Genomic DNA, 20030 nt, shown 5'->3' with positions numbered 1-20030 from the left:
GTTCCAGGTGTGGGAGTCCCACTTCGGGACCCAGCCCGGCGCGTACACCATGAACTTGCCGTCGTCCTGGACGACCGCGAAGTACTTGCTGTTCGCCCCGACCCAGCTCTGCGAGGACCACAGCGGAACCCGCTGGGGGTCGTAGACGACGAAGTTGCCGTCGTCCTGCATCGTCGCCCACGCGCCAGGGTGGTTGCCCGTGTTCGTCGACCACGTCACCAGACCGGTCCGCAGCGAGGTCAGCACCAGGTTGCCGTCCGACTGCATGGTCAGCTGCACGCTGCTGGAGCGCACCGACTCACCCGGGTTGAGTACGAAGCCGGCGCCCAGGGTCTTGTTGGCCCCCGGGTTGGCGATCTTCGTCGTGTTCCCCGCCGCGTCGTACTGGTAACTGCCCGGCGTGCTCTCGTTGTTGGGGAACGTCGACTTCACCGCCGTCGGCACGTGCGGACCACCCGCACCCGTACCGGTGTTACGGCTCCCAGGCGCCGGGCTGTCCTGACTGATCGTCAGATCCTTGGACTGGTCACCGGTCGGGTTGTGCATGACCAGCTTCGTCCGGTTGCCGACCGCGTCGTAGCTGTAGTCCTGCCAGTACGGCGCACTGCCGCCGACGGTGGTGGTACCCGCCGTCGAAGCCCCGCTGGTGGGCGTCGCATTGGCACACGACCCCTGCCCGGCAAGCGACGGCGTGGGCTGGTTGAGCCGCCCGGTGTCCGACCACGCCGTGGTCAGCCGGCCCAGGTAGTCGTAGGTGAAGCACTGCAGGTCCGTCCGGTCCGGACTGTTGTCCGGAATCGTCCGCACCGCCGTGACCCGACCGGCCGGGTTGTAGGCGTAGGTGGTGTTCTGGACGGTGCCGGTGGTGGCCGTCTGCTTGTCCACGTACTGGGTCAGCAGACGCCCGGTCGACTCGTCGTAGGTGTTCGTCGAGACGACCTGGGTGCCCCAAGGGTTCATCGTGTCACGGATGTTGCGCCCGTACGCGTCCCAGTCCGCCTGCCGCAGATAGGTGTACCCCGAGCCGCTCACATCGTTGAGCTGACCGAACGCCTCGTAGTTGTAGTTCACCGCCTCCTGCGCCAGATCACCCGCCGCGGCCCGGGTCTCGCTGGTGACGGCCCCGCTGATCGGGTTGTAGGCGGCCGAGTAGTCGAAGCTGACCTGTCCGCTCCTGCCGATCTCGGCCCCCGGAAGGGAGAGCGAGGTCTTGGTGGCCCGGTACGCCGCGTCGTACTCACCGACCGACTTGGTGTACGCCGAACCACCCGCACCACCCACGAACCGGGTCGATGCCGTCAACTGCCCCTTCGCCACGGTGTCGTAGGCATAGCCCGTCAGCTGGTTCGCCGGAGCGACCGACCCGTTGTAGGTGCCCGTCTTGCGACCCAGCAGGTCGTAGGTGATCGCGACGCTCTGCCCGCGGGCATCCGTCGTCGACACCAACCGACCGGCGGCGTCGTAGCTGCGGGTCGACACACCCGTGTCCGGGTCGTCGGCCTTCACCTGACGCCCTCGCAGGTCGTACGTGTAACGCCAGGTGTTCCCGGCCGAATCCGTCCGGGTGGCCGCCTGGCCGCCCGGCGTGTAGGTGTAGCCGGTGACGTCCGCGTCGGCCTGCTTGCCGGTCGCCGTGGCCGTCCTGTACTGCCACAACTGCACCGTGCGCCCACGGGCGTCGGTGACCGTGCTGGTCGCGGTGGCACCGGCCGGCGGCGAGACGTCCACCCGGTCAGCGCCGGGGTAGGCCGTGGTCGTGGTGGTCTGCAGCGCGCCCAGCGCCACGAACTGGCTGCTGGTGGTCCGGCCCAGACCGTCCCGGATCGTGACCGTCGCGTTCGGTACCTTCGCACCGTCCGGGATCCACCGGGTCGTGCTGGGGGTGTTGGTGTCGTCGTAGTACGGCTGGTAGGAGCGGTTCACCCGGCCCTGCGAGTCGTAGAAGGTGTCAGCGACGATCCGGCCCTTGTAGGCCGAGATCGCCGGATCGGTCTGGGTCTGCACCGCCCGGGCCAGGCCGTCCACGATCTGGGTCGACATCCCGTAGTCGATGCCGCCAGGCCGCAGGGCCCTCGTCGTGACGGTGGACGGCGAGTCGGTGCCGTTCACCGCGTAGTCGTAGGTGTAGTTCGCGCCGGCCCCGGTGTCCCGACCGGGCAGCCAGACCGCCTTCAACCGCCCCAGAGCATCGTAACTCCGTCTGGTGGTCCGGCCGTTGACGTCCGTCGAGGTGAGCGCCATGGCGCGGGCCGGGTTGAGCGTGGTGGTGGTCGTGCGGGCGGTGCCTGCGTCCGGCGCGCCGGCCGGGGCCGGGCTGCCGGTGACCACCTGGTTCGGCAACTCGCCCGGGTTGGCGGAACTGTAGGAGGTCGTGGTGACGGCACCGTTCGGGTTGGCGCTGTCGGTGACCGTCGGGTCGGTGACGGAGGCGATCCGGCCGTAGGCGTCGTACGTGGTGGCGGAGGTGGTGACGTACTGCGCAGCGCCGTTGCCGTCGTAGCCGTCCAGCACCTGGGTCCCGGTCGCGTCCGCCTTCGTTCCGGCGCCGCCGAAGCCCTGGCCGTCGAAGAGGGTGCGGGTGTCGGACACCGTGTTGGCCGAAGTCTGGCCCGCCGTACAGGCGTTGGTTCCCGAGACGACCAGCACCTCGGAGACCAGGGCGGTCATCTGCGGGTTACCGCCGCTCGCATAGCTCTGGCGGGTGCACACGTCCGGGGTCCCGTCGGCGGTGCTCAGCGAGCTGGTGACCCGGTTGTTGTTGTCCGGGTCGGTGGTGGTCACCGTCGAGGTGTTCCGGGTGCCGGTCGTGGTGACGGCCGTGGTGGTCTTGGTCGTCCTGGTGGAGCCGTAGCGGGCGACCAGGTCCGGCAGGCCGATACGGGCGTGGGTGGCCCGGTCGGACGGGTGCTCGTAGGTGTTGATCTCGTAGGAGAGCGGGGAGTTGGCGTCGGCCGAGGCGTCCGCGTAGGCATCCGTCTCCAGGGTCCGGCCGGACAGCCAGTCGGAGTCGGTCCGGCTGCCGCTCTTCACCCCGGCGACGGAGGCGCCCCTGGGCTTGCCGTCGGCCTTGAGGTCACCGTCCATGCCCTGGTAGTAGCTGGTGGTCGACTTGGCCTGCGGCCCGTCCTTGCCCGAACCCGTCACCGCGGTCACGCTCGCGAAGCCCCGGAACTGGTCCCAGGTCCGGTAGTCCGATTCCACCAGCGCGCCGTCGTTGCGGTGCCAGGCCGCCAGGCCGTACGAGTACGAGGTCGTCTGCGGCACCGCGCCCGAGATCAGCTTGGCGTTCGGGTCGACGGTCACCGTGTCCACCGGATAGCGCAGGAACCAGTCATCGACCGTCGTCTGCACACCGGTGTCGAACCACTTCACGTTGAAGCAGGCCAGGGTGTCACTGTCCGCCGAGGCCGGCATCCGGCCCGTCGTGCGTGAGCAGGAGTCCTTGGTGTAGGAGACGGTGATCGTGCCACCGGTCTCCGTGGTGATCACCGCCAGCCGCGGACGGTTGTAGCGCGGACGCGCCGGCACCAGGCCGTCCACCCGGTTGGGCAGCAGCAGGTCCGCGAAGGTCACTGCCGGAAGCGGCTGCTCGGCCTGCCCGTTGGCGGTGTCCTTGCCGGTCCGCTTCACCGACTGCAGCCAGGCGATCGGCGCGTTCTCCGTCGCGTTCTGCGGCGTCTTGAACACGTGGGTGAAGTCGTAGCGGTCGACCGGGCGGTACGAGCCGCCGGAGCGGATCGAGGTGGTGATCCCGTTCAGCCACTTCGTCGACCAGTACGTGGGACCGTAGTTGGTGCAGGCCGCACCGTCCTGGCACTGCTTGTCCATCGGCACGTCCGGCCAGTTCGCCGCATTCGCCGCCGTCCGCTTCGCCGGGTCACAGGTCGCCGCGTCCGAGACGCACCGCTCACCCGAGTCGAAGTCCACCTGCGCCGCCGCCTGGTAGGAGCCGCCCGCACCCAACTGGTCGGAGAGCAGTTGCCCGTAGGCGATCGACGCCAGCACGCCACCACGGGTGTACGAGCTCGGCTCACCCTTGCCGGCGTTCAGGGCCGCGCCGCGGGTGTACGAGTTGGTCTCCGGTGTGTAGGAGTACGTGGCGAGGTTGCCGTGCGGGTCCACGACGTAGTCCAGGTTCCAGCGCCACGCCGTCTGACACCAGGATCCCTTGCCCTTCGAGGAGTTGTAGCAGGGATCCCCCGAGTTCGGCGAGTACACCGGAACCGTCCAGGCCGACTTGCTCTCCGGCCCCACCTTGCTCGGCGAACCGTCCGCCGCCGGAAGCTGGTTGAGCCCGAAGTAGTACACCGTCCCGGACGTGTCCGTCACCTTCAGGTACGAACCGTTCCAGGTCCCGTTGTTGGCACCCGTCAGGAACTCGACCTTCGTCCCGTCATCGCCCTTCAGGCGCCACTTGCACTTCGACTGCTCGTCCGTCGCGGTGCCGCCGACACAAGACGCGTCGTCCGGCACCAGCTCGCCCGAGTGCCCGCCCAGCGACAGCGTCAGGTTCGGGCCACCCCAGCACTGGTCACCCGAACCGGGGATTCCCGCCTTGTCGCACACCCGGTACGAGCGCTCGACGAAACCGACGTTGGTGTCCCAGCCGTCACCGATCCAGGACGCCTGGGCGTTCGTCGACGCCGTCCTGCCGTCCACCGACGCCGAGTCGTACTCGAGGGAGAACGCCGGAGGGGTCCCGACCAGCGTCGGCGGCAGCTGGATCGGGTAGCTGTAGCTGAACGAGCCGGAGGCGTTGCCGGCCGCCCAACTCTGGCTGGAGGAGAGCGGCGTGGCGCTGTACGTCCCCGTCCCGCTGGACGGCGCGCCGTCCAGGGCCAGCAGGACCTGCGCCGGAGCAGGGGCGGGGCCCGCCGGCTGCGCCTCGGCCCGCTGCCGCGCGGCCGAGGCGGGGGCGGCGGGCAGGTCGACCTCCGCCACCAGTTGCTTCGTCTGCTCGTCGTAGTGCGAGGCCACCGGCTTCCGGGTGCGGCAGGCATCGGCTGCCGGTGTGCTCAGCGCGCACTCCGGCAGCTCCACCAGCCGCGCCCGGTGGGCGAAGTCGCCACCGTAGCCCAGCCCACCCGGATCGATCCCGATCCGGACCCGGCCCGCCTCGGGCGCCTCACCGCGCGAGAGCGACACCACGGTGCCCGGAACACCGGCGGCGGACGCCTCCTCGGGATCGGCGACCCGCACCTGCACCGAGGCAGCCCCGGTGGAGGGCGCGACCGGGGCCAGCCACACCGGCAGGTCACCGGCCTGCTTCGCCCCACTCGGGTCCAGCCCCACCACCACGCTGCCCGACTTCGGCTGCGGCACCGACTTCGGCGGCACCCAGTTCGGCGAACCGGTCGCCGGTGCCGAGGACTTGGGGTGGTCGGCAGCCCCGGGCACCGACGCCGTCCGCGACAGCGGCGTGTTCGGCGGTGACCAGATCCCGCCCTTGTCGCCCGAAACCCCTGCTGCGAGGGCCGGCGCCACGGGCGACAGCAGCGACCCCAGGATCGCCAACGAACTCACCGCGGCCATTCGGGATTTCGCCCTTGTCGGAGGCGACCATTCCTTGGTGACTAATCGACGGAAACGGACATTGTTCACGAACACGTCTTTCCCCCAGTCGAATTGGGACCGCGCACGCGCGCGAACCCGACAACTAAGGGCGGAGCGTAGGCCTGGCAAGGCAGGGCGGTCCAGCACGTTGTCGAACTAGTTCCGACGTGATCAGCATCACACCGGAGGAAATGGGGAGTGGTGAAGTCAAATCGGGCAGCCCTGCCGAAAAATGAGGTTGACGAACCTTATTTCCGTTCTCGTGGCGCCCCGGGTCAGACCGACATGGTCAGGTTCCTCCGCTGACCGGCGGGACGGGCGGCCGCCACGGGGTGCGGCCGCCCCGGCGGGGCTTCCCGGGACGGGCCGGGATGTCCCGGGGACGGTGGGACGGTAGCGGGACGGCGGTGCGGGGCCCGAGAGTTGCGGCGTTGATCCGTCGATCCCCCCTCACCGCTTCGGAGGATTCCATGCGTTCCCTCGCCCGCAAGACCGCGACGATCGGCGCCACCCTGGCCCTGGCCGTGTCCGGGGCGGTGCTGGTCGCCTCCCCGGCCTCCGCCGCCACCAGCTGCTACGCGAGCAGCTGCACCGGGAAGGACCCGGCCACCACCACCTGCGCCAACGACGCCATCACCGTCTCCACCAACGGCGACCTGGAGCTGCGCTACAGCCCGTCCTGCCGGGCCGCCTGGGCGCGGGACCGGAACGCCGTCCCCGGTGAGTCCGTGGGGATCCAGAACCACCCGGGCCAGGAGAGCGACTACTCCACCTTCACGTCCTCGGCCGGCGCCATCTGGTCGATGATGGACAACGACAAGGACATCCAGTCGCAGGCCAGCTCCGCCGGCTCCAAGGGCTTCTACCGGACCGGCTGGTACTAGGCCGACCACGCGGCGGCCCCCGTCGAGCGCTGCGCTCGACGGGGGCCGCCGTGTGTCCCGGGGCGGTCAGACCGACATGCCCTGGGTCGCGGTGACGGTGGGCGGGGTGGTGCTGCCGGCGGTCGTGCCGAGGGTGCGCTCGACCTTGGCGACGGCGCTGCGGTACTGCATCGAGGCGGTCTGGGCATCGGCGCCCTGGCGCTGGAAGAAGCCGTAGGCCATGCCGACGGTGCCGAAGCGCTCGACGCCGAGGTAGGCGCTGAGCTGGACGCCCGCGAGGGTGCCGTCGAGGCGGACGGCCGGGGCGTCCTGGCGGTCCCCGAGGGTCACGGGGGTGACGGTGAAGGTCACCGAGGCGTCGGTGCCGGCGTTGAAAGTGATGGTGTGGCAGGTCCTGAACGCGTCGGTGGCGGTGGCGAAGTCGGTGGCGAGCCGGGCCGGGTCCTCGGCGGTGAGGGCCTCGGTCACCATCGGGTTGCCGCCGTCCGGGCCGTCGAGTTCGGTCTCGGCGCGCGGGGTGGCGGGGCCGGAGCCGGTGGCGTGCATGTTGATCAGGGCGTTGAGCGCGTCGCAGCCGCTGACGGGGGTGGGGTTCTCGCTCGGGCCCGGGCTGCCGCTTGCGGGGGCCTCGGTGTAGCCGGGGCCGAGGTCGTTCGCGGTGAGCAGCGCGGCTTTCAGCTGGTCGGCGGAGGGCAGCACCGGCGCGGAACCGGCGGCGCTCGCGGCGGCGCTCGCGGCGACGGTCGGCCCCAGGGCGGCCGCCGCGACGAGGGCGGCGGCGGCCAGGGCGTGGAGAGGCCTCGGGAGGGACATGCTGGCCCCCGGTCGAGAGGTCGGGCAGGGACAGGGCACCAGTGTCGCACCGGGTCCCGGGCCGGGCGCGCGGGGCGCGCATCTCCGCAGGTCAGCGGAGCGGCCGGGCCACCGGGGCCCGCGGCGCGGCGCCGCGGGCCCCGGTACGCCGGGTAGCCCCCCGGCCACCCGGCGTCAGAGGGAGGCGGCCAGTTCCGTCCCCTGCTTGATGGCCCGCTTGGCGTCCAGTTCGGCGGCCACGTCCGCACCGCCGATGACGTGCACGGACAGGCCGCGTTCGCGCAGCTCGGCCGCCAGCTCGCGGCGCGGTTCCTGGCCGGTGCAGAGCACCACGGTGTCCACGGGCAGGAGTTGGCGTTCGCCGTCCACGGTGTAGTGGAGGCCGGCGTCGTCGATCAGGTCGTACGTGGCGCCCGCGACCATCACCACGCCGCGGTGCTTGAGTTCGGTGCGGTGGATCCAGCCGGTGGTCTTGCCGAGGCCGGCGCCGACCTTGCTGCTCTTGCGCTGCAGCAGGTGGACGCTGCGCGGGGGCGTGGGCCGCTCGGGCGCGCGCAGCCCGCCGCGCTCGCGGTACTCCGGGTCGATGCCCCACTTCGCCTGGAACACCGGCGGGTTGAGGCTGGCCTGGTCGCCCTGGTCGGTGAGGAACTCGGCGACGTCGAAGCCGATCCCGCCCGCGCCGAGGATGGCGACCCGCTCGCCGACCGGTGCGCCGTCGCGCAGCACGTCGAGGTAGCCGAGCACGCTCGGGTGGTCGATTCCCGGGATGTCGGTGGGAGTTCGGGGCATGACGCCGGTGGCGAGGACGATCTCGTCGTGGCCCTCGGCGGCGAGCTGCTCGGCGCCGACGACGGCGCCGAGGCGCTGGGTGACGCCCAACTCGGCCAGCCGGGTGCGGTAGTAGCGCAGCGTCTCGCCGAACTCCTCCTTGCCGGGGATCCGCCGGGCGATGTTCAGCTGGCCGCCGACGGTGTCGGCCGCGTCGTACAGGGTGACGGCGTGGCCGCGTTCGGCGGCGGAGACGGCGAAGGCGAGGCCGGCCGGTCCGGCCCCGACCACGCCGATGGACTTGCGCAGTTCGGTGGGGCCGAGGACGAGTTCGGTCTCGTGGCAGGCGCGCGGGTTGACCAGGCAGGAGGTGATCTGGAGGTTGAAGGTGTGGTCCAGGCAGGCCTGGTTGCAGCCGATGCAGGTGTTGATGGAGTCGGCGCGGTCCTCGCGGGCCTTGGCGACGAAGTCGGCGTCGGCGAGCAGCGGGCGGGCCATCGACACCAGGTCGGCCTTGCCGTCGGCGAGCAACTGCTCGGCGATCTCCGGGGTGTTGATGCGGTTGGTGGTGACCAGCGGGATGCCGACCTTGCCCATCACCCGCTGGGTGACCCAGGCGAAGGCGCCGCGCGGGACGGAGGTGGCGATGGTGGGGATGCGGGCCTCGTGCCAGCCGATGCCGGTGTTGATGATCGTCGCGCCGGCGGCCTCCACGGCCTGGGCGAGCTGGACGACCTCGTCGAGGGTGGAGCCGCCGGGGACCAGGTCGAGCATGGAGAGCCGGTAGACGATGATGAAGTCCTCGCCGACCCGCTCACGGACCCGGCGGACGATCTCGACCGGGAAGCGCATCCGCCGCTCGTAGGGGCCGCCCCACTCGTCCGTGCGGTGGTTGGTGGCGGCGACCACGAACTCGTTGATCAGGTACCCCTCGGAGCCCATGATCTCGACGCCGTCGTAGCCGGCCCGGCGGGCGAGTTCGGCGCAGCGGGCGAAGTCCTCGACGGTCTGCTCGACCTGCTCGGCGGTGAGCTCGTTGGGCACGAAGGGGCTGATCGGGGCCTGGAGCGCGCTGGGGGCGACGAGCTCGGGGTGGTAGGCGTAGCGGCCGAAGTGCAGGATCTGGAGGGCGATCTTCCCGCCGGCGGCGTGCACGGCGTCGGTGACCACCCGGTGCTCGTCGGCCTCCGCCTCGGTGGTCAGCATGGCGCCGCCGTCCCAGGGGCGGCCGGCCTCGTTGGGGGCGATGCCGCCGGTGACGATCAGGCCGACGCCGCCGCGGGCGCGTTCGGCGTAGAACGCGGCCATCCGCTGGTAGCCGCCGGGGGCCTCCTCCAGGCCGACGTGCATCGAGCCCATGATCACCCGGTTGGGCAGGGTGGTGAAGCCGAGGTCGAGCGGGCTGAGCAGGTGCGGGTAGCGGCTGCTGCCGGGGGTCGAGCTCATCGACGTCTCCTGTGAGGGGCGGCGGCGGGAGGGGTCTCCCGGATTGTTACCGCAGAGTAGGGGACGTTCGCCGGGCTATGCAACTAGTTGCATAGCCCGGATGCCGGCAGCTCAACCGGAACGGTCGCAACCCCCTCCGCGCCCGGTCCGCCCCGCGTATCGTCGACTCCCTGCGCAAGGGGGCCCGGAAGACCCTTCCCGGCCTCACAGGGCTCGGCGGAAGGGGACGGCCCATGCGGGGTGGCTCGGTGGCCGTGGTCGGTGGCAGCATCGCCGGAAGCGCCTTCGCGGGGGCGGCGGCCCGGCTGGGCGCCGAACGGGTCGTGGTGCTGGAGCGCAGCCCGGGCCGGCTGGAGGACCGCGGCCTGGGGATCTGCACCCACAACGACCGCTTCGCCGAACTGGTGGACGCCGGCCACGTCCCCCCGGACACCCGCCGCCACCGGCTCACCGTGCGCCGCTGGGTCACCCGGGGGCCGGCCGGCGAGGTCGGCGGGCCGGACGGCCGCGGGCGGCCGCTCTGGGTCCAGCCGTTCCCGTTCCACTCGCACCACTGGGCGGTGCTCTGGCAGGCCCTGCGCGAGCGGACCCCGGCGGCCGTGGAGTACCGCCCGGGCACCACCGTCACCGCGGTCGGCGGCGACCACGACGGCGCCTGGACGGAGCAGGCCGACGGCACCCGCACCCCGTACGACCTGGTGATCGGCGCGGACGGCTACCGCTCGGTGGTCCGGGCGGCGGTCTGCCCGGAGGCCGCACCCGAGTACGCCGGTTACGTGTGCTGGCGCGGCAGTTACGACGCCGCACTGCTGGACGAGCTGCCCGGCGGGGCGGCGGCCTGGCCGGAGGACGAGTGCGCCACCGTCTGCTACCCCGGCGGCCAGGTCGTGCTCTACCGCATTCCCGGACTGGCCCCCGGCAGCACCCTGGTGAACTGGGTCTTCTACGCGCCCACCCCGGACTGGCTGCGCCTGGACGGCCCGACGGCCGTCGCCGCCGGCACTCTCACCGACGAACAGCTCGACGGCATGCGGGAGTTCGCCGCGCGGCAGCTGCCCCCGTACTGGGCCGCCGTGATCGCGCCGACCCCGCGCGAGCGGACCCTGCTGCAGCCCGTCTACGACCTGACGGTCCCGTACCGCACCGCCGGACGGCTGCTGATCGGCGGGGACGCGGCGACCGTCGTCCGCCCGCACAACACCAGCGGCGCGGTGAAGGCGCTGCAGGACGCCCACGCCTTCGAGCTGGCCGGGCAGCGGCTCGGCGGCCGCTCCTGGGGGCCGCTGCTGGCCGCGTACGACCGGGAACGGACCCCGGCCGGGCGGGAGTTGGTGGACCTGGGCCGGTCACTGGGCCGGGCCCAGGTCACCGCGGCGCCGGACTGGTCGGCCATGGACGCCTCGGCGATGGCCGGTTGGTGGCAGGGCCAACTCGGCGGCGGCGGTTCGGGGTTCGGCGGACAGGCGCTCGGGCGGGCCGGCTGAACCGGCCCGCCCGGGCCGGGGCCGCACCGGCCCCGGAGGTGATCACGCGATCACGCGATCACGCGATCAGATGTTCAGGCGTTCTGGCGTGCAGATGTTCTGGCGTGCAGGCGGTCAGACGTTCACGCCGTAGTCGGTGGCGATGCCGCGCAGGCCGGAGGCGTACCCCTGGCCGATGGCGCGGAACTTCCACTCGGCCCCGTTGCGGTACAGCTCGCCGAAGACCATCGCGGTCTCGGTCGAGGCGTCCTCGGTGAGGTCGTAGCGGGCGATCTCCTGGCCGTTGGCCTGGTTGACGACCCGGATGAAGGCGTTGCGGACCTGGCCGAAGTTCTGCAGCCGGGCGTCGGCGTCGTAGATCGACACCGGGAAGACCACCTTGGCGACGTCGGCCGGCACCCGGGCCAGGTCGACCTTGATCTGCTCGTCGTCGCCGTCGCCGCCACCGGTCAGGTTGTCGCCGCTGTGCTCGACCGAACCCTCGGGGCTGCGGAGGTTGTTGAAGAAGACGAAGTGCTGGTCCGAGACCACCTTCCCGAGCGCGTTGCAGAGCAGCGCGCTGGCGTCCAGGTCGTAGTCGGCTCCGGTGGTGGTGCGGACGTCCCAACCGAGACCCACGATCACGGCGCTCAGTCCGGGCGCCTCCTTGCTCAGCGAGACGTTGCCGCCCTTGGCCAGCGAAACTCCCACAATGCCCTCCTCGGATCTCTCCCTGCGGACGAATCTACAACACTGTAGAGATCGCGAGAATCCGCCTGCGGGCGGGCCCCGCCCCGGGGATTTCTCAGGGGCCGGAGCGGGAACCGATCGCCCCCTCCCTCCGATCCCCCCTCTACCCGACCCCTCGCGCCCGATCCCTCGCGCTCCGATCACGGTACCGGCCGGAGCGCCGGGAGGATACGGCCGACCTAGACTGGCGGTGGATCCCCTGGCCGTCCCCGTTCCGAGGCCCTCGCGGGAGGTTCCCATGCGTCAGCGGTACAGCTTCCACCTCGACCGGGACGGACACTCGGTCACCGTCAACGTCCGCTCCGGCTGGATCACCGAGACCGAGCTGCTGGTGGACGGCAAGGAGTGCGCCTTCCACCGCACCCACGGCCACGGCGGCTACCCGCTGACGCTGTCCGGGCAACTCGCCGAGGAACCGCCGCGACCACTGGCCGTCCGACTGGACCGGACGGGCCGGGCGGAGCACCCGCTCGCCTGCGTGCTGGAGTTGGCGGGCGCCGAACACCCGATGCCGGAACGCACCGCGCGCTGAACGCACCGCGCGCTGACGCCCCGGCGGCCCACGGCCCCACTCACTCCGCGGCGATCTCCCCGGCGCTGTCCCCGGCGACATCCCCGGCGCTGTCCCCAGCGATCTCACCGACGATCTCCTCGATCGCCGCGCGGGCCCGTTCGGCGTCCTCCGCCACCAGCCCGATCCTGGTCCGCCGGTGCAGCACGTCGGCCACGTCCAGCGCGCCCTCGTGGGTGACGGCGTACGCGACCTCGGCGCGGGTCACGTCGAGGCCCTCCGCCACCGGCGCCGACTCCCCCGCCGCCATCACCTCCTGGGACAGTCCGCCGTGCCGGACGACCAGCGAGGCGGGCACCCCCTGGATCGGCAGCGGCCGGCTGTCCCGGTGGCCGGGGGCGCCGACCAGCGGCAGCCGGGCCGTCCAGCAGGTGCGGGCTGGCAGGCCGCGCAGCCGGACGGCGGTGTCCACCGCGTCCTCGGCCATCCGCCGGTAGGTGGTGAGCTTGCCGCCGACCACGGTGATCACCCCGGACGGGGACTCCAGCACCGCGTGCTCCCGGGAGATGTCGGCGGTGTTCCCGCCCCCGGTGTCGATCAGCGGGCGCAGCCCGGCGTAGGCGCCGCGTACGTCCGCCCTGGTCAGCGCGGTGGCGAGGGCCGTGTTGACGGTGTCGAGGAGGAAGTCCAGCTCGGCCCCGGTGGGCTGGGGCTCGTCCGGGACCGGGCCCGGGGCGTCCTCGTCGGTCAGGCCGACGGCGACCCGGCCCAGCTGCTGCGGCAGCGCGAAGACGAAGCGGCTGGTGGAGCCGGGCACCGGCACGGTGAGCGCGGCCACCGGGTGGCCGAGGGTCGCGGCGTCCACCAGCAGGTGGGTGCCCCGGCTGGGGCGCAGCTTGATCGAGGTGTCCACCTCGCCGGCCCACACCCCGGTGGCGTTGACCACCGCGCCCGCGGTGACGGTCAGCGACTGGCCGCTCAGCGCGTCGACCAGCCGGGCGGAGGTCCCGGTGACGGACTCGGCCCGCACCCGGGTCAGCACGCTCGCCCCGTACTGCGCGGCGGTGCGCGCCAGCGCGACCACCAGCCGGGCGTCGTCGACGAGTTGGCCGTCGTGGGCGACCAGCGCGCCGCGCAGGCCGTCGGTCCGTACGGCCGGCACCAGCTGCCTGGTCCGGGCCGCGTCGATCCGGCGGACCCGGGGCAGCAGGGCGCCCGGCGTCCCGGCGCTCAGCCGCAGCGCGTCCCCGGCGTGGAAGCCCGCGCGGATCAGCGCGGCCTGGCCCGGGCGCAGCAGGTCCGGCAGCAGCGGCACCAGTTGGGGCAGGGCGCGGACCAGGTGCGGGGCGGTGCGGGTCATCAGCACACCGCGCTCGACGGCGCTCTCCCGGGCGACCTTGACCCGCCCGGAGGCGAGGTAGCGCAGGCCGCCGTGCACCAGCTTGGAGCTCCAGCGGCTGGTCCCGAAGGCGAGGTCGCGGGACTCGACGAGGACGGTCCGCAGGCCGCGGGCGGCGGCGTCCAGGGCCACCCCGGTGCCGGTCACCCCGCCGCCGATCACCAGCAGGTCGATCCGCGGGTCGGCGGCGAGCGCGTCGAGTTCGCGCATCCGTCGTACGCCGTTGAGCTGGGCGGTGCCGGCGAAGCGGTCGGCCTTGGAGGTCATGGCGCGAGGTATCCGTTCAGCGCTCTGGCCAGTTCGCGCCGCCAGGCCGCCTCGGGCAGCAGGGAGGCCACCATGCGGTGCGACTGGACGGTGGACTGGGCGATCAGCAGGACCATGGCGGCCAGTTCGGTCGGCTCCCCGGCCCGGACCGAACCGTCGGCCTGGCCGAGTGCGATGCCGGTGCGCAGCGCCTCCAGCAGGCCGCGCTGGCTCTCGCCGAGCCGCTCCACCACGTACTGGAGCAGCAGGTCGGAGTCGTCGGAGTGGAGCAGTGCGCCGAGTACCGGATGGTCGCGCAGCCGGACGGCGACCTCGACCACCTGGTCCACGAAGGCCTCGCGGTGCACCGGCGTCCCGTGGCCCCCCGGGGCCCCCTGGTCGTGCGCGCCCAGCGAGGTGCTCTCCAGGGTGGTCATGATCTCGCGGGTGAGCAGCGCCCCGATCACCGCCTGGACGTCCGGCCAGCGCCGGTAGACGGTCGGGCGGCTGACCCCGGCGCGGCGCGCGATCTCGGCCAGCTGGGTGCGGCGGACGCCGAGGTGCACGACCAGGTCGGCGGCGGCGTCCAGGATCGCGTCGTCGGTGCTGCGCGGCGCTCCGGCCGTGGCGTTACTACTTGACATGATGTGTGAAACTGTAACGCATGGCACCTGAGACGCAAGCGGGAGCGGCCGCAGCCGCGCTGCCGCTCCCCCCGATGAAGTGGAACGCCTGGGGCGACCCGGCCCTCGCCAAGGAGCTGTCCGCGGACATCAAGGGGCTCCTCGCCGCCGCCCTGGGCGTCACCGGCGACGCCGCCCCCGGGCCGAGCGCCGCCGAGGTCGTGCTGCACCCCACCCGGATCACCGCCGAGGACGTCCAGGCGCTCGCCGCCGCCGTCGGCGCGGAGCACGTCAGCACCGCCGACGCCGACCGGCTGCCCCGGGCCGGCGGCAAGTCCACCCCCGACCTGCTGCGCCGCCGCAGCCGCGCGGAACAGGACGCGCCCGACGCCGTCCTGCTGCCCGGCAGCGAACAGGAGATCGCCGCCGTCCTCGCCGTCTGCGCCGAACGCCGCATCGCCGTCGTCCCGTTCGGCGGCGGCACCAGCGTGGTCGGCGGGCTCGACCCCGAACGCGGCGACCTGCGCGCCGTCGTCTCCCTCGACCTGCGCCGCCTCGACCAGCTCCTCGACCTGGACGAGACCTCCGGCGAGGCCGTCCTCGGCGCCGGCCTCACCGGCCCCGCCGCCGAAGCCCTGCTCGCCGAGCGCGGCTGGGAGCTCGGCCACTACCCGCAGAGCTTCCGCTACGCCACCATCGGCGGCTTCGCCGCCACCCGCTCCTCCGGTCAGGACTCGGCCGGCCACGGGCGCTTCGACGAGATGGTCCGCGGCCTGCGCGTGGTCACCCCGAGCGGGACGCTCGACCTCGGCCGCGCCCCCGCCTCCGCCGCCGGCCCCGACCTGCGCCAGCTCTTCCTCGGCTCCGAGGGCACCCTCGGCGTCATCACCGCCGTGCGCCTGCGCGTCCACCCGCTGCCCGCCGTCAAGGCGTACGAGGCGTGGAGCTTCCCCGACTTCGCCACCGGGACGGCGGCGCTGCGCGCCGTCGAGCAGCAGGGCACCGGCCCGACCGTGATCCGGCTCTCCGACGAGGCCGAGACCATGATCAACCTCGCCCTGACCGAACAGATCGGCGGCGCCCCCGCCGTCAGCGGCTGCCTCGCCGTCACCGTCTTCGAGGGCACCGCCGAACAGGTCGCCGCCCGACACGGCCTCACCCGCGCCGTCCTGCTCGCCGCCGGCGGCACCTCGCTCGGCGAAGCACCCGCCCGGGCCTGGGAGCACGGCCGGTTCAACGCGCCCTACCTGCGCGACTCGCTGCTGAACGCCGGCGCGCTCTGCGAGACCCTGGAGACGGCCACCGGCTGGAGCCGGCTCGCCGATCTGCGCACCGCCGTCACCGAGGCCCTCACCACCGCCCTGCCCGGCTCGCTCGTGCTGTGCCACATCTCGCACGTCTACCCGACCGGCGCCTCGCTGTACTTCACCGTCGTCGCCGCCCTCGGCGAGGACCCGCTCACCCGCTGGGGCGCCGCCAAGCGGGCCGCCGGCGACGCCATCCTCCGCGCGGGCGGCACCATCACCCACCACCACGCGGTCGGCGCCGACCACCGGCCCTGGATGACCGACGAGATCGGCGACCTCGGCGTGCGCATCCTGCGCGCCGTCAAGGCCGAACTCGACCCGGCGGGCATCCTCAACCCCGGCAAGCTGATCCCATGACCGCGGCGAGAACCGTCATCCGCAGGGTCACCGTTCTCACCAACCCGGCGGCGGGCATCGGCCACGCCGAACCCGCCGCCCGCCGGGCCGTCGCCCGCCTGCGCGCCCTCGGCATCGAGGTCGAACCGCAGGCCGGGCGCTCCGCCGAGGACGCCGTGCGCCTCGCCCGCGAGGCGGCGGCCGGCGGGGCCGACGCGGTGGCCGTGGTCGGCGGCGACGGCATGGTCAACCTCGCCCTCCAGGCCCTGGCCGACACCGCCGTCCCGCTCGGCGTCATACCCGCCGGCACCGGCAACGACCACGCCCGCGAGTACGGCCTGCCCATCGGGGACCCCGAGGCCGCCGCCGAGGTCATCGCGGCCGGCCGCACCCGCACCGTCGACCTCGGCCGGATCACCGGCCCGGACGGCGCCGTGCGCTGGTACGGCTCCGTCCTGGCCAGCGGCTTCGACTCGCTGGTCAGCGACCGCGCCAACCGGCTGCGCTGGCCGCGCGGCCGGATGCGCTACAACCTCGCCATCCTCGCCGAGTTCGCCAACCTGAAACCGCTGCCGTTCCGGATCACCCTCGCCGACGGCACCGTCATCGAACGCGACCTCACCCTCGCCGCCGTCGGCAACACCCGCAGCTACGGCGGCGGCATGCTGATCTGCCCCGCCGCCCTCCCCGACGACGGCCTGCTCGACGTCACCCTCGTCGACGCCATGCCCCGGCTGCGGATCGCCCGCTTCTTCCCCACCCTCTTCAAGGGCACCCACACCACCCACCCGGAGGTCACCACCCTGCGCACCGAGTCGCTGCGGATCGAGTCCCCGGGCATCACCGCCTACGCCGACGGCGAGTTCATCACCGCCCTCCCCGTCGACGTCACGGTCCGACGCGAGGCCCTGCGCCTGCTGGTGCCCTGAGGCCCCCCGGAACCCCCCGGGCGGCGGCGGCCGCCCGGGGCCCGAGGGCCCGTCCTCACAGATGCGCCCTGATCTGCCGGACCGGGTGGCCGAGGGCGGCGGCCAGGGCCGCCAACTGGGCCTCGGTGAACCAGGGTTGCTCCGGGTCCCACACCTCCAGCTCGAAGCGGGCGAAGCCGCACGGCCAGTGGTACTCCAGGGCGTCCAGGGTCGTCGCCGCACCGCAGCAGGGCACCGTCACGGCAAGCGTCGCGAAGCCGCCGTCGGCGTGCTCCTCCATCAGGTCGGACCACCACCCCAGGGGAACGGCGCCACCGCAGTGCGGGCAGCCGATCCGCTCCAGGTTCGCGCCGCAGTCGACCAGTGCCGTGCGGTCGTGCCAGGTCAGTTCCAGTTCGGCGCCGTCGTCCTCGCCGAGGAACTCGGCCGCCAGCGCCCGGGCCCGCTCGGCCGCCGCCGCGTCCGGCCGCCACTGCGGGTCGGTCGGGATCACCGACAGCACGTCGGCACTCATTCGTTCGGTCTCCCCTGCGTACGTGGTCAGCCGACCAGCCGGCGCCGCCAGAGCAGCGGGCGTATCTCGATCGCGTCGGACGGGTCGCCGCTCCACACCGCCGGCAGGCCGACGGTCGCGAGGGCGGCCACCACCTCCCGGCCGACGGCCGCGGTGGTCGCCGCGGAGCCGTCGAAGCCGCCGTAGAGCAGGGACAGGCCGCGCCCGGCGGCGGCCGACTCGGTGCACTGGGAGTGGAAGTAGACGAAGCCCCGGGCCTCCGGCGCCCCGGCCGCGCCGATCTCCGCCTCCCCGCAGGAACGGCAGCAGGCGAAGTTCTCCCGCGCCGTGATGCCGCCCGCCTCCAGCGCGGCGAAGGCCCGGGCGAGGCGCTCCGGATCCGTCTCCCCGATCCAGCCGCTCTGCACGCCGACCCGCTCCAGCCAGAGCCGGTCGGCGAGTTGCTCGGCCTGGGCCCGGGAGAGCGGGCGGCGCTCGCCCGACACCAGGTACTCCTCGGCCTGCTCGGCCAGCCGGGCGCGGTCGGTGTAGCCGCAGGCGAGGGTCAGCCGCAGCTGCTCCTCCAACTGCCGCCGCTCCTCCGCCGCCAGCTCCGGCTCGGGCACCGGCTCGGGCGCCGGGCCGAAGTCCAGCGGCGCCCAGGCCAGGCCCTCGCCCCAGCCGGGCTCGTGCCGCGCCCAGCCCGTCATCGCCGTGACCACGGCCTCCGGCTCGTCCACCCGCACCTCGAAGTGCCGGTCGGCGGAGCCGTCGCGGTGCTCCAGCTCGTAGTGGCCGCCCGCCTTGTGCCACACCTGGATGTAGACGTCCGGCAGGTCCGGTATCCGCTGCACGACGAGGAAGGTGTCGGCCCCGGCGCCGATGTGCCGGACCAACTCCGCCAGTTCCCCCGCGGTCACCCTCGAGTGCCGCTCGTCGTTCGTCTGCACCGTGATCGCCAGCATGCGGTCACCCTTGCACACGCCACTGACACCGGGCCCGGCCAGGCCGCCCGGGGGGCGCGACCGCGCTCACACCCCCCGGGTCGCGCTGATCCGCCCCGAGGCGATCGCCTCGACCAGCTCCCGGTGGTCGGCCGCCGTCCGGTCCGCGTACCGCAGGGCGAAGTCGGCGACGGCGTCGGCGAAGGTGTCGGCGCCGCCCAGGTAGCCGGCGACGGCGACGCGGTCACCGGTACGGGCGTGGGCCCGGGCGAGGGCGCGCCCGCACAGGTCGGCGTAGGCGCGCAGACCGGGCGCGGTCATCGTGTCGACCTCCACCGAGCCCTTCATGTCGCGCAGTTGGCGCCCGTAGAAGTGCCGCCCGGCGGGGCCGGTGGTCCAGCCGAGGAAGATGTCGCTGGCCGCCTGCATCAGGTGCTGCCCGGTGACCACCCGGCGCCCGCCGTGGTGGGCGGCGACCTCGGCCTCCAGCCGGGTGGGCGGCAGGTGGTCCTCCAGCACCGACCGGCCGGCCTCCTTGAGCTGCAGGAACAACGGGTCGCGGGTGTCCCGGCCCTCCAGCAGGAGGATGTAGCAGCGGGTGCCGACGCTGCCGACGCCGACCACCTTCATCGCCGCGTCGACGAAGCGGTACCGGTCGAGCAGGACCCGCCGGTCCTCGGCGAGGGTCGCCCGGTAGTCGCTGAACACCTGGCCCACGCCCTGCAGTTCGCTCCGCTCCAGCTCCTCGATCAGCGGCGGCGCACTGATGATCCGGCGCCGGCCGTCGCGCTCCTCGGTGAGCTTGCCGAAGGCCTGGAGGCTGGTGCGGCGCCGGGCGCGGTCGAGGCCGGCCTCGACCGCCTTGCGACGCTTGGTCCTGCGGACCAGCGCCAGCAGGTCCGCGGTGTCGATCCGGCTGTACCAGACGTCGAGTTCACCGAGGCCGGCCAGCCGGCGCATCGCGGCGGCGTAGCCCAGGACGGCGGTGCGGGCGGCGCGCCGGGCCCGGTCGTCGTCCTGGCCGTGGTCGCGGGCGGCGACCACGATGCTGGCGGCGAGGCGTTTGACGTCCCACTCGAAGGGCCCGGGGTGGGTCTCGTCGAAGTCGTTGACGTCGAAGAGCAGCGAACGTTCCGGCGAGGCGTACACCCCGAAGTTCAACAGGTGGGCGTCGCCGCAGAGTTGGACGGTCAGCCCGGTGTCGGGGACGGCCCCGAGGTCGGCGGCCATCACCGCGGCGGCGCCGCGCAGGTAGCCGAACGGGCTGTCGGCCATCCGCCCGTAGCGGATCGGCAGCAGCCGGGCGAGCCGGTCCGCGCCCTGGGCCTCCAGCACGCCGAGCGGATCGGGCCGGTCCGCGGCCGGGATCCACCGGCCGTGCTCGGAGCGGGAGACCCGCTCCCGGGCGGCCCGGCCGGTACGGCGGCGTTCGGCAGGGGTGGTCATGCGGCGGCTCCGTCCGTCGGCCCTGGGACCAGCGTGGGGGGGGGGGGGGGGGGGGGGGGGCCCGGGCGCGCCGGACAAGAAAGCAGAGAAAAAAAGGAAGAAGAAAAGAAAGGGAG

Annotated in this window: 14 protein-coding genes; 5 read left to right on the top strand and 9 right to left on the bottom strand. The window is 73.2% G+C overall.

What is annotated here, in order from left to right; genetic code table 11:
* Positions 1-5523 (bottom strand): polymorphic toxin-type HINT domain-containing protein (locus tag ACZ4W5_RS26175; RefSeq protein ID WP_465657263.1); only part of this gene is annotated, 5523 nt, incomplete at its 3' end.
* A 500-nt stretch (positions 5524-6023) separates the two neighbouring features.
* On the opposite strand from ACZ4W5_RS26175, the gene ACZ4W5_RS26170 reads away from it, so the two are divergent.
* Positions 6024-6437 (top strand): DUF2690 domain-containing protein, encoded by a 414-nt coding sequence (locus ACZ4W5_RS26170; RefSeq protein ID WP_465657261.1) that lies wholly within the window; start codon positions 6024-6026, stop codon positions 6435-6437.
* A 66-nt stretch (positions 6438-6503) separates the two neighbouring features.
* Here the strand turns inward: ACZ4W5_RS26170 and ACZ4W5_RS26165 are convergent, their stop codons facing one another.
* Both ACZ4W5_RS26165 and ACZ4W5_RS26160 read right to left on the bottom strand, forming a co-directional pair.
* Positions 6504-7250: a hypothetical protein gene (locus ACZ4W5_RS26165; protein ID WP_360241955.1), complete on the bottom strand. Its 747-nt coding sequence runs from the start codon at positions 7248-7250 to the stop codon at positions 6504-6506.
* A 174-nt stretch (positions 7251-7424) separates the two neighbouring features.
* Positions 7425-9467 (bottom strand): oxidoreductase, encoded by a 2043-nt coding sequence (locus tag ACZ4W5_RS26160; protein WP_465657259.1) that lies wholly within the window; start codon positions 9465-9467, stop codon positions 7425-7427.
* Between the two features lie 233 nt (positions 9468-9700).
* Here ACZ4W5_RS26160 and ACZ4W5_RS26155 point away from each other — a divergent pair, with 233 nt between their 5' ends.
* On the top strand, positions 9701-10951 hold the full coding sequence (locus ACZ4W5_RS26155) for an FAD-dependent monooxygenase (protein ID WP_465657257.1): 1251 nt from the start codon (positions 9701-9703) through the stop codon (positions 10949-10951).
* Positions 10952-11065: 114 nt separating this feature from the next.
* Here ACZ4W5_RS26155 and ACZ4W5_RS26150 read toward each other — a convergent pair whose 3' ends face one another.
* A complete protein-coding gene (locus tag ACZ4W5_RS26150; protein ID WP_360241946.1) occupies positions 11066-11641 on the bottom strand; it encodes a TerD family protein in 576 nt (191 codons plus the stop codon).
* Between the two features lie 277 nt (positions 11642-11918).
* Between ACZ4W5_RS26150 and ACZ4W5_RS26145 the strand changes: the two genes are divergently transcribed.
* Positions 11919-12212 (top strand): hypothetical protein, encoded by a 294-nt coding sequence (locus tag ACZ4W5_RS26145; protein ID WP_360241943.1) that lies wholly within the window; start codon positions 11919-11921, stop codon positions 12210-12212.
* Between the two features lie 40 nt (positions 12213-12252).
* Here the strand turns inward: ACZ4W5_RS26145 and ACZ4W5_RS26140 are convergent, their stop codons facing one another.
* Positions 12253-13857: a glycerol-3-phosphate dehydrogenase/oxidase gene (locus ACZ4W5_RS26140; protein WP_465657255.1), complete on the bottom strand. Its 1605-nt coding sequence runs from the start codon at positions 13855-13857 to the stop codon at positions 12253-12255.
* Positions 13854-14480 carry a TetR/AcrR family transcriptional regulator gene (locus ACZ4W5_RS26135; protein WP_465657254.1) on the bottom strand — a complete coding sequence of 209 codons (627 nt, stop codon included), beginning with the start codon at positions 14478-14480 and terminating at the stop codon, positions 13854-13856. The genes ACZ4W5_RS26140 and ACZ4W5_RS26135 overlap by 4 nt, the downstream gene beginning before the upstream one ends.
* A gap of 20 nt (positions 14481-14500) precedes the next feature.
* On the opposite strand from ACZ4W5_RS26135, the gene ACZ4W5_RS26130 reads away from it, so the two are divergent.
* Positions 14501-16123 (top strand): FAD-binding oxidoreductase, encoded by a 1623-nt coding sequence (locus tag ACZ4W5_RS26130; protein ID WP_402478572.1) that lies wholly within the window; start codon positions 14501-14503, stop codon positions 16121-16123.
* Complete coding sequence (locus ACZ4W5_RS26125; RefSeq protein WP_465657253.1) at positions 16120-17031, top strand: diacylglycerol kinase; 912 nt, start codon at positions 16120-16122, stop codon at positions 17029-17031. The genes ACZ4W5_RS26130 and ACZ4W5_RS26125 overlap by 4 nt, the downstream gene beginning before the upstream one ends.
* A 55-nt stretch (positions 17032-17086) precedes the next feature.
* On the opposite strand, the gene ACZ4W5_RS26120 is transcribed toward ACZ4W5_RS26125, so the two are convergent.
* The 3 genes from ACZ4W5_RS26120 to ACZ4W5_RS26110 form a co-directional block, all read right to left on the bottom strand.
* Complete coding sequence (locus tag ACZ4W5_RS26120) at positions 17087-17545, bottom strand: hypothetical protein (RefSeq protein ID WP_465657251.1); 459 nt, start codon at positions 17543-17545, stop codon at positions 17087-17089.
* 26 nt (positions 17546-17571) lie between these two features.
* On the bottom strand, positions 17572-18489 hold the full coding sequence (locus tag ACZ4W5_RS26115; protein WP_465657250.1) for a DUF6891 domain-containing protein: 918 nt from the start codon (positions 18487-18489) through the stop codon (positions 17572-17574).
* Between the two features lie 66 nt (positions 18490-18555).
* On the bottom strand, positions 18556-19914 hold the full coding sequence (locus ACZ4W5_RS26110; protein ID WP_465657248.1) for a DUF2252 domain-containing protein: 1359 nt from the start codon (positions 19912-19914) through the stop codon (positions 18556-18558).
* Between the last annotated feature and the right edge of the window lie 116 nt (positions 19915-20030).

Source organism: Kitasatospora sp. NPDC029367 (genome assembly GCF_055569135.1).
This window is presented reverse-complemented; position numbering and strand designations above follow the sequence as displayed.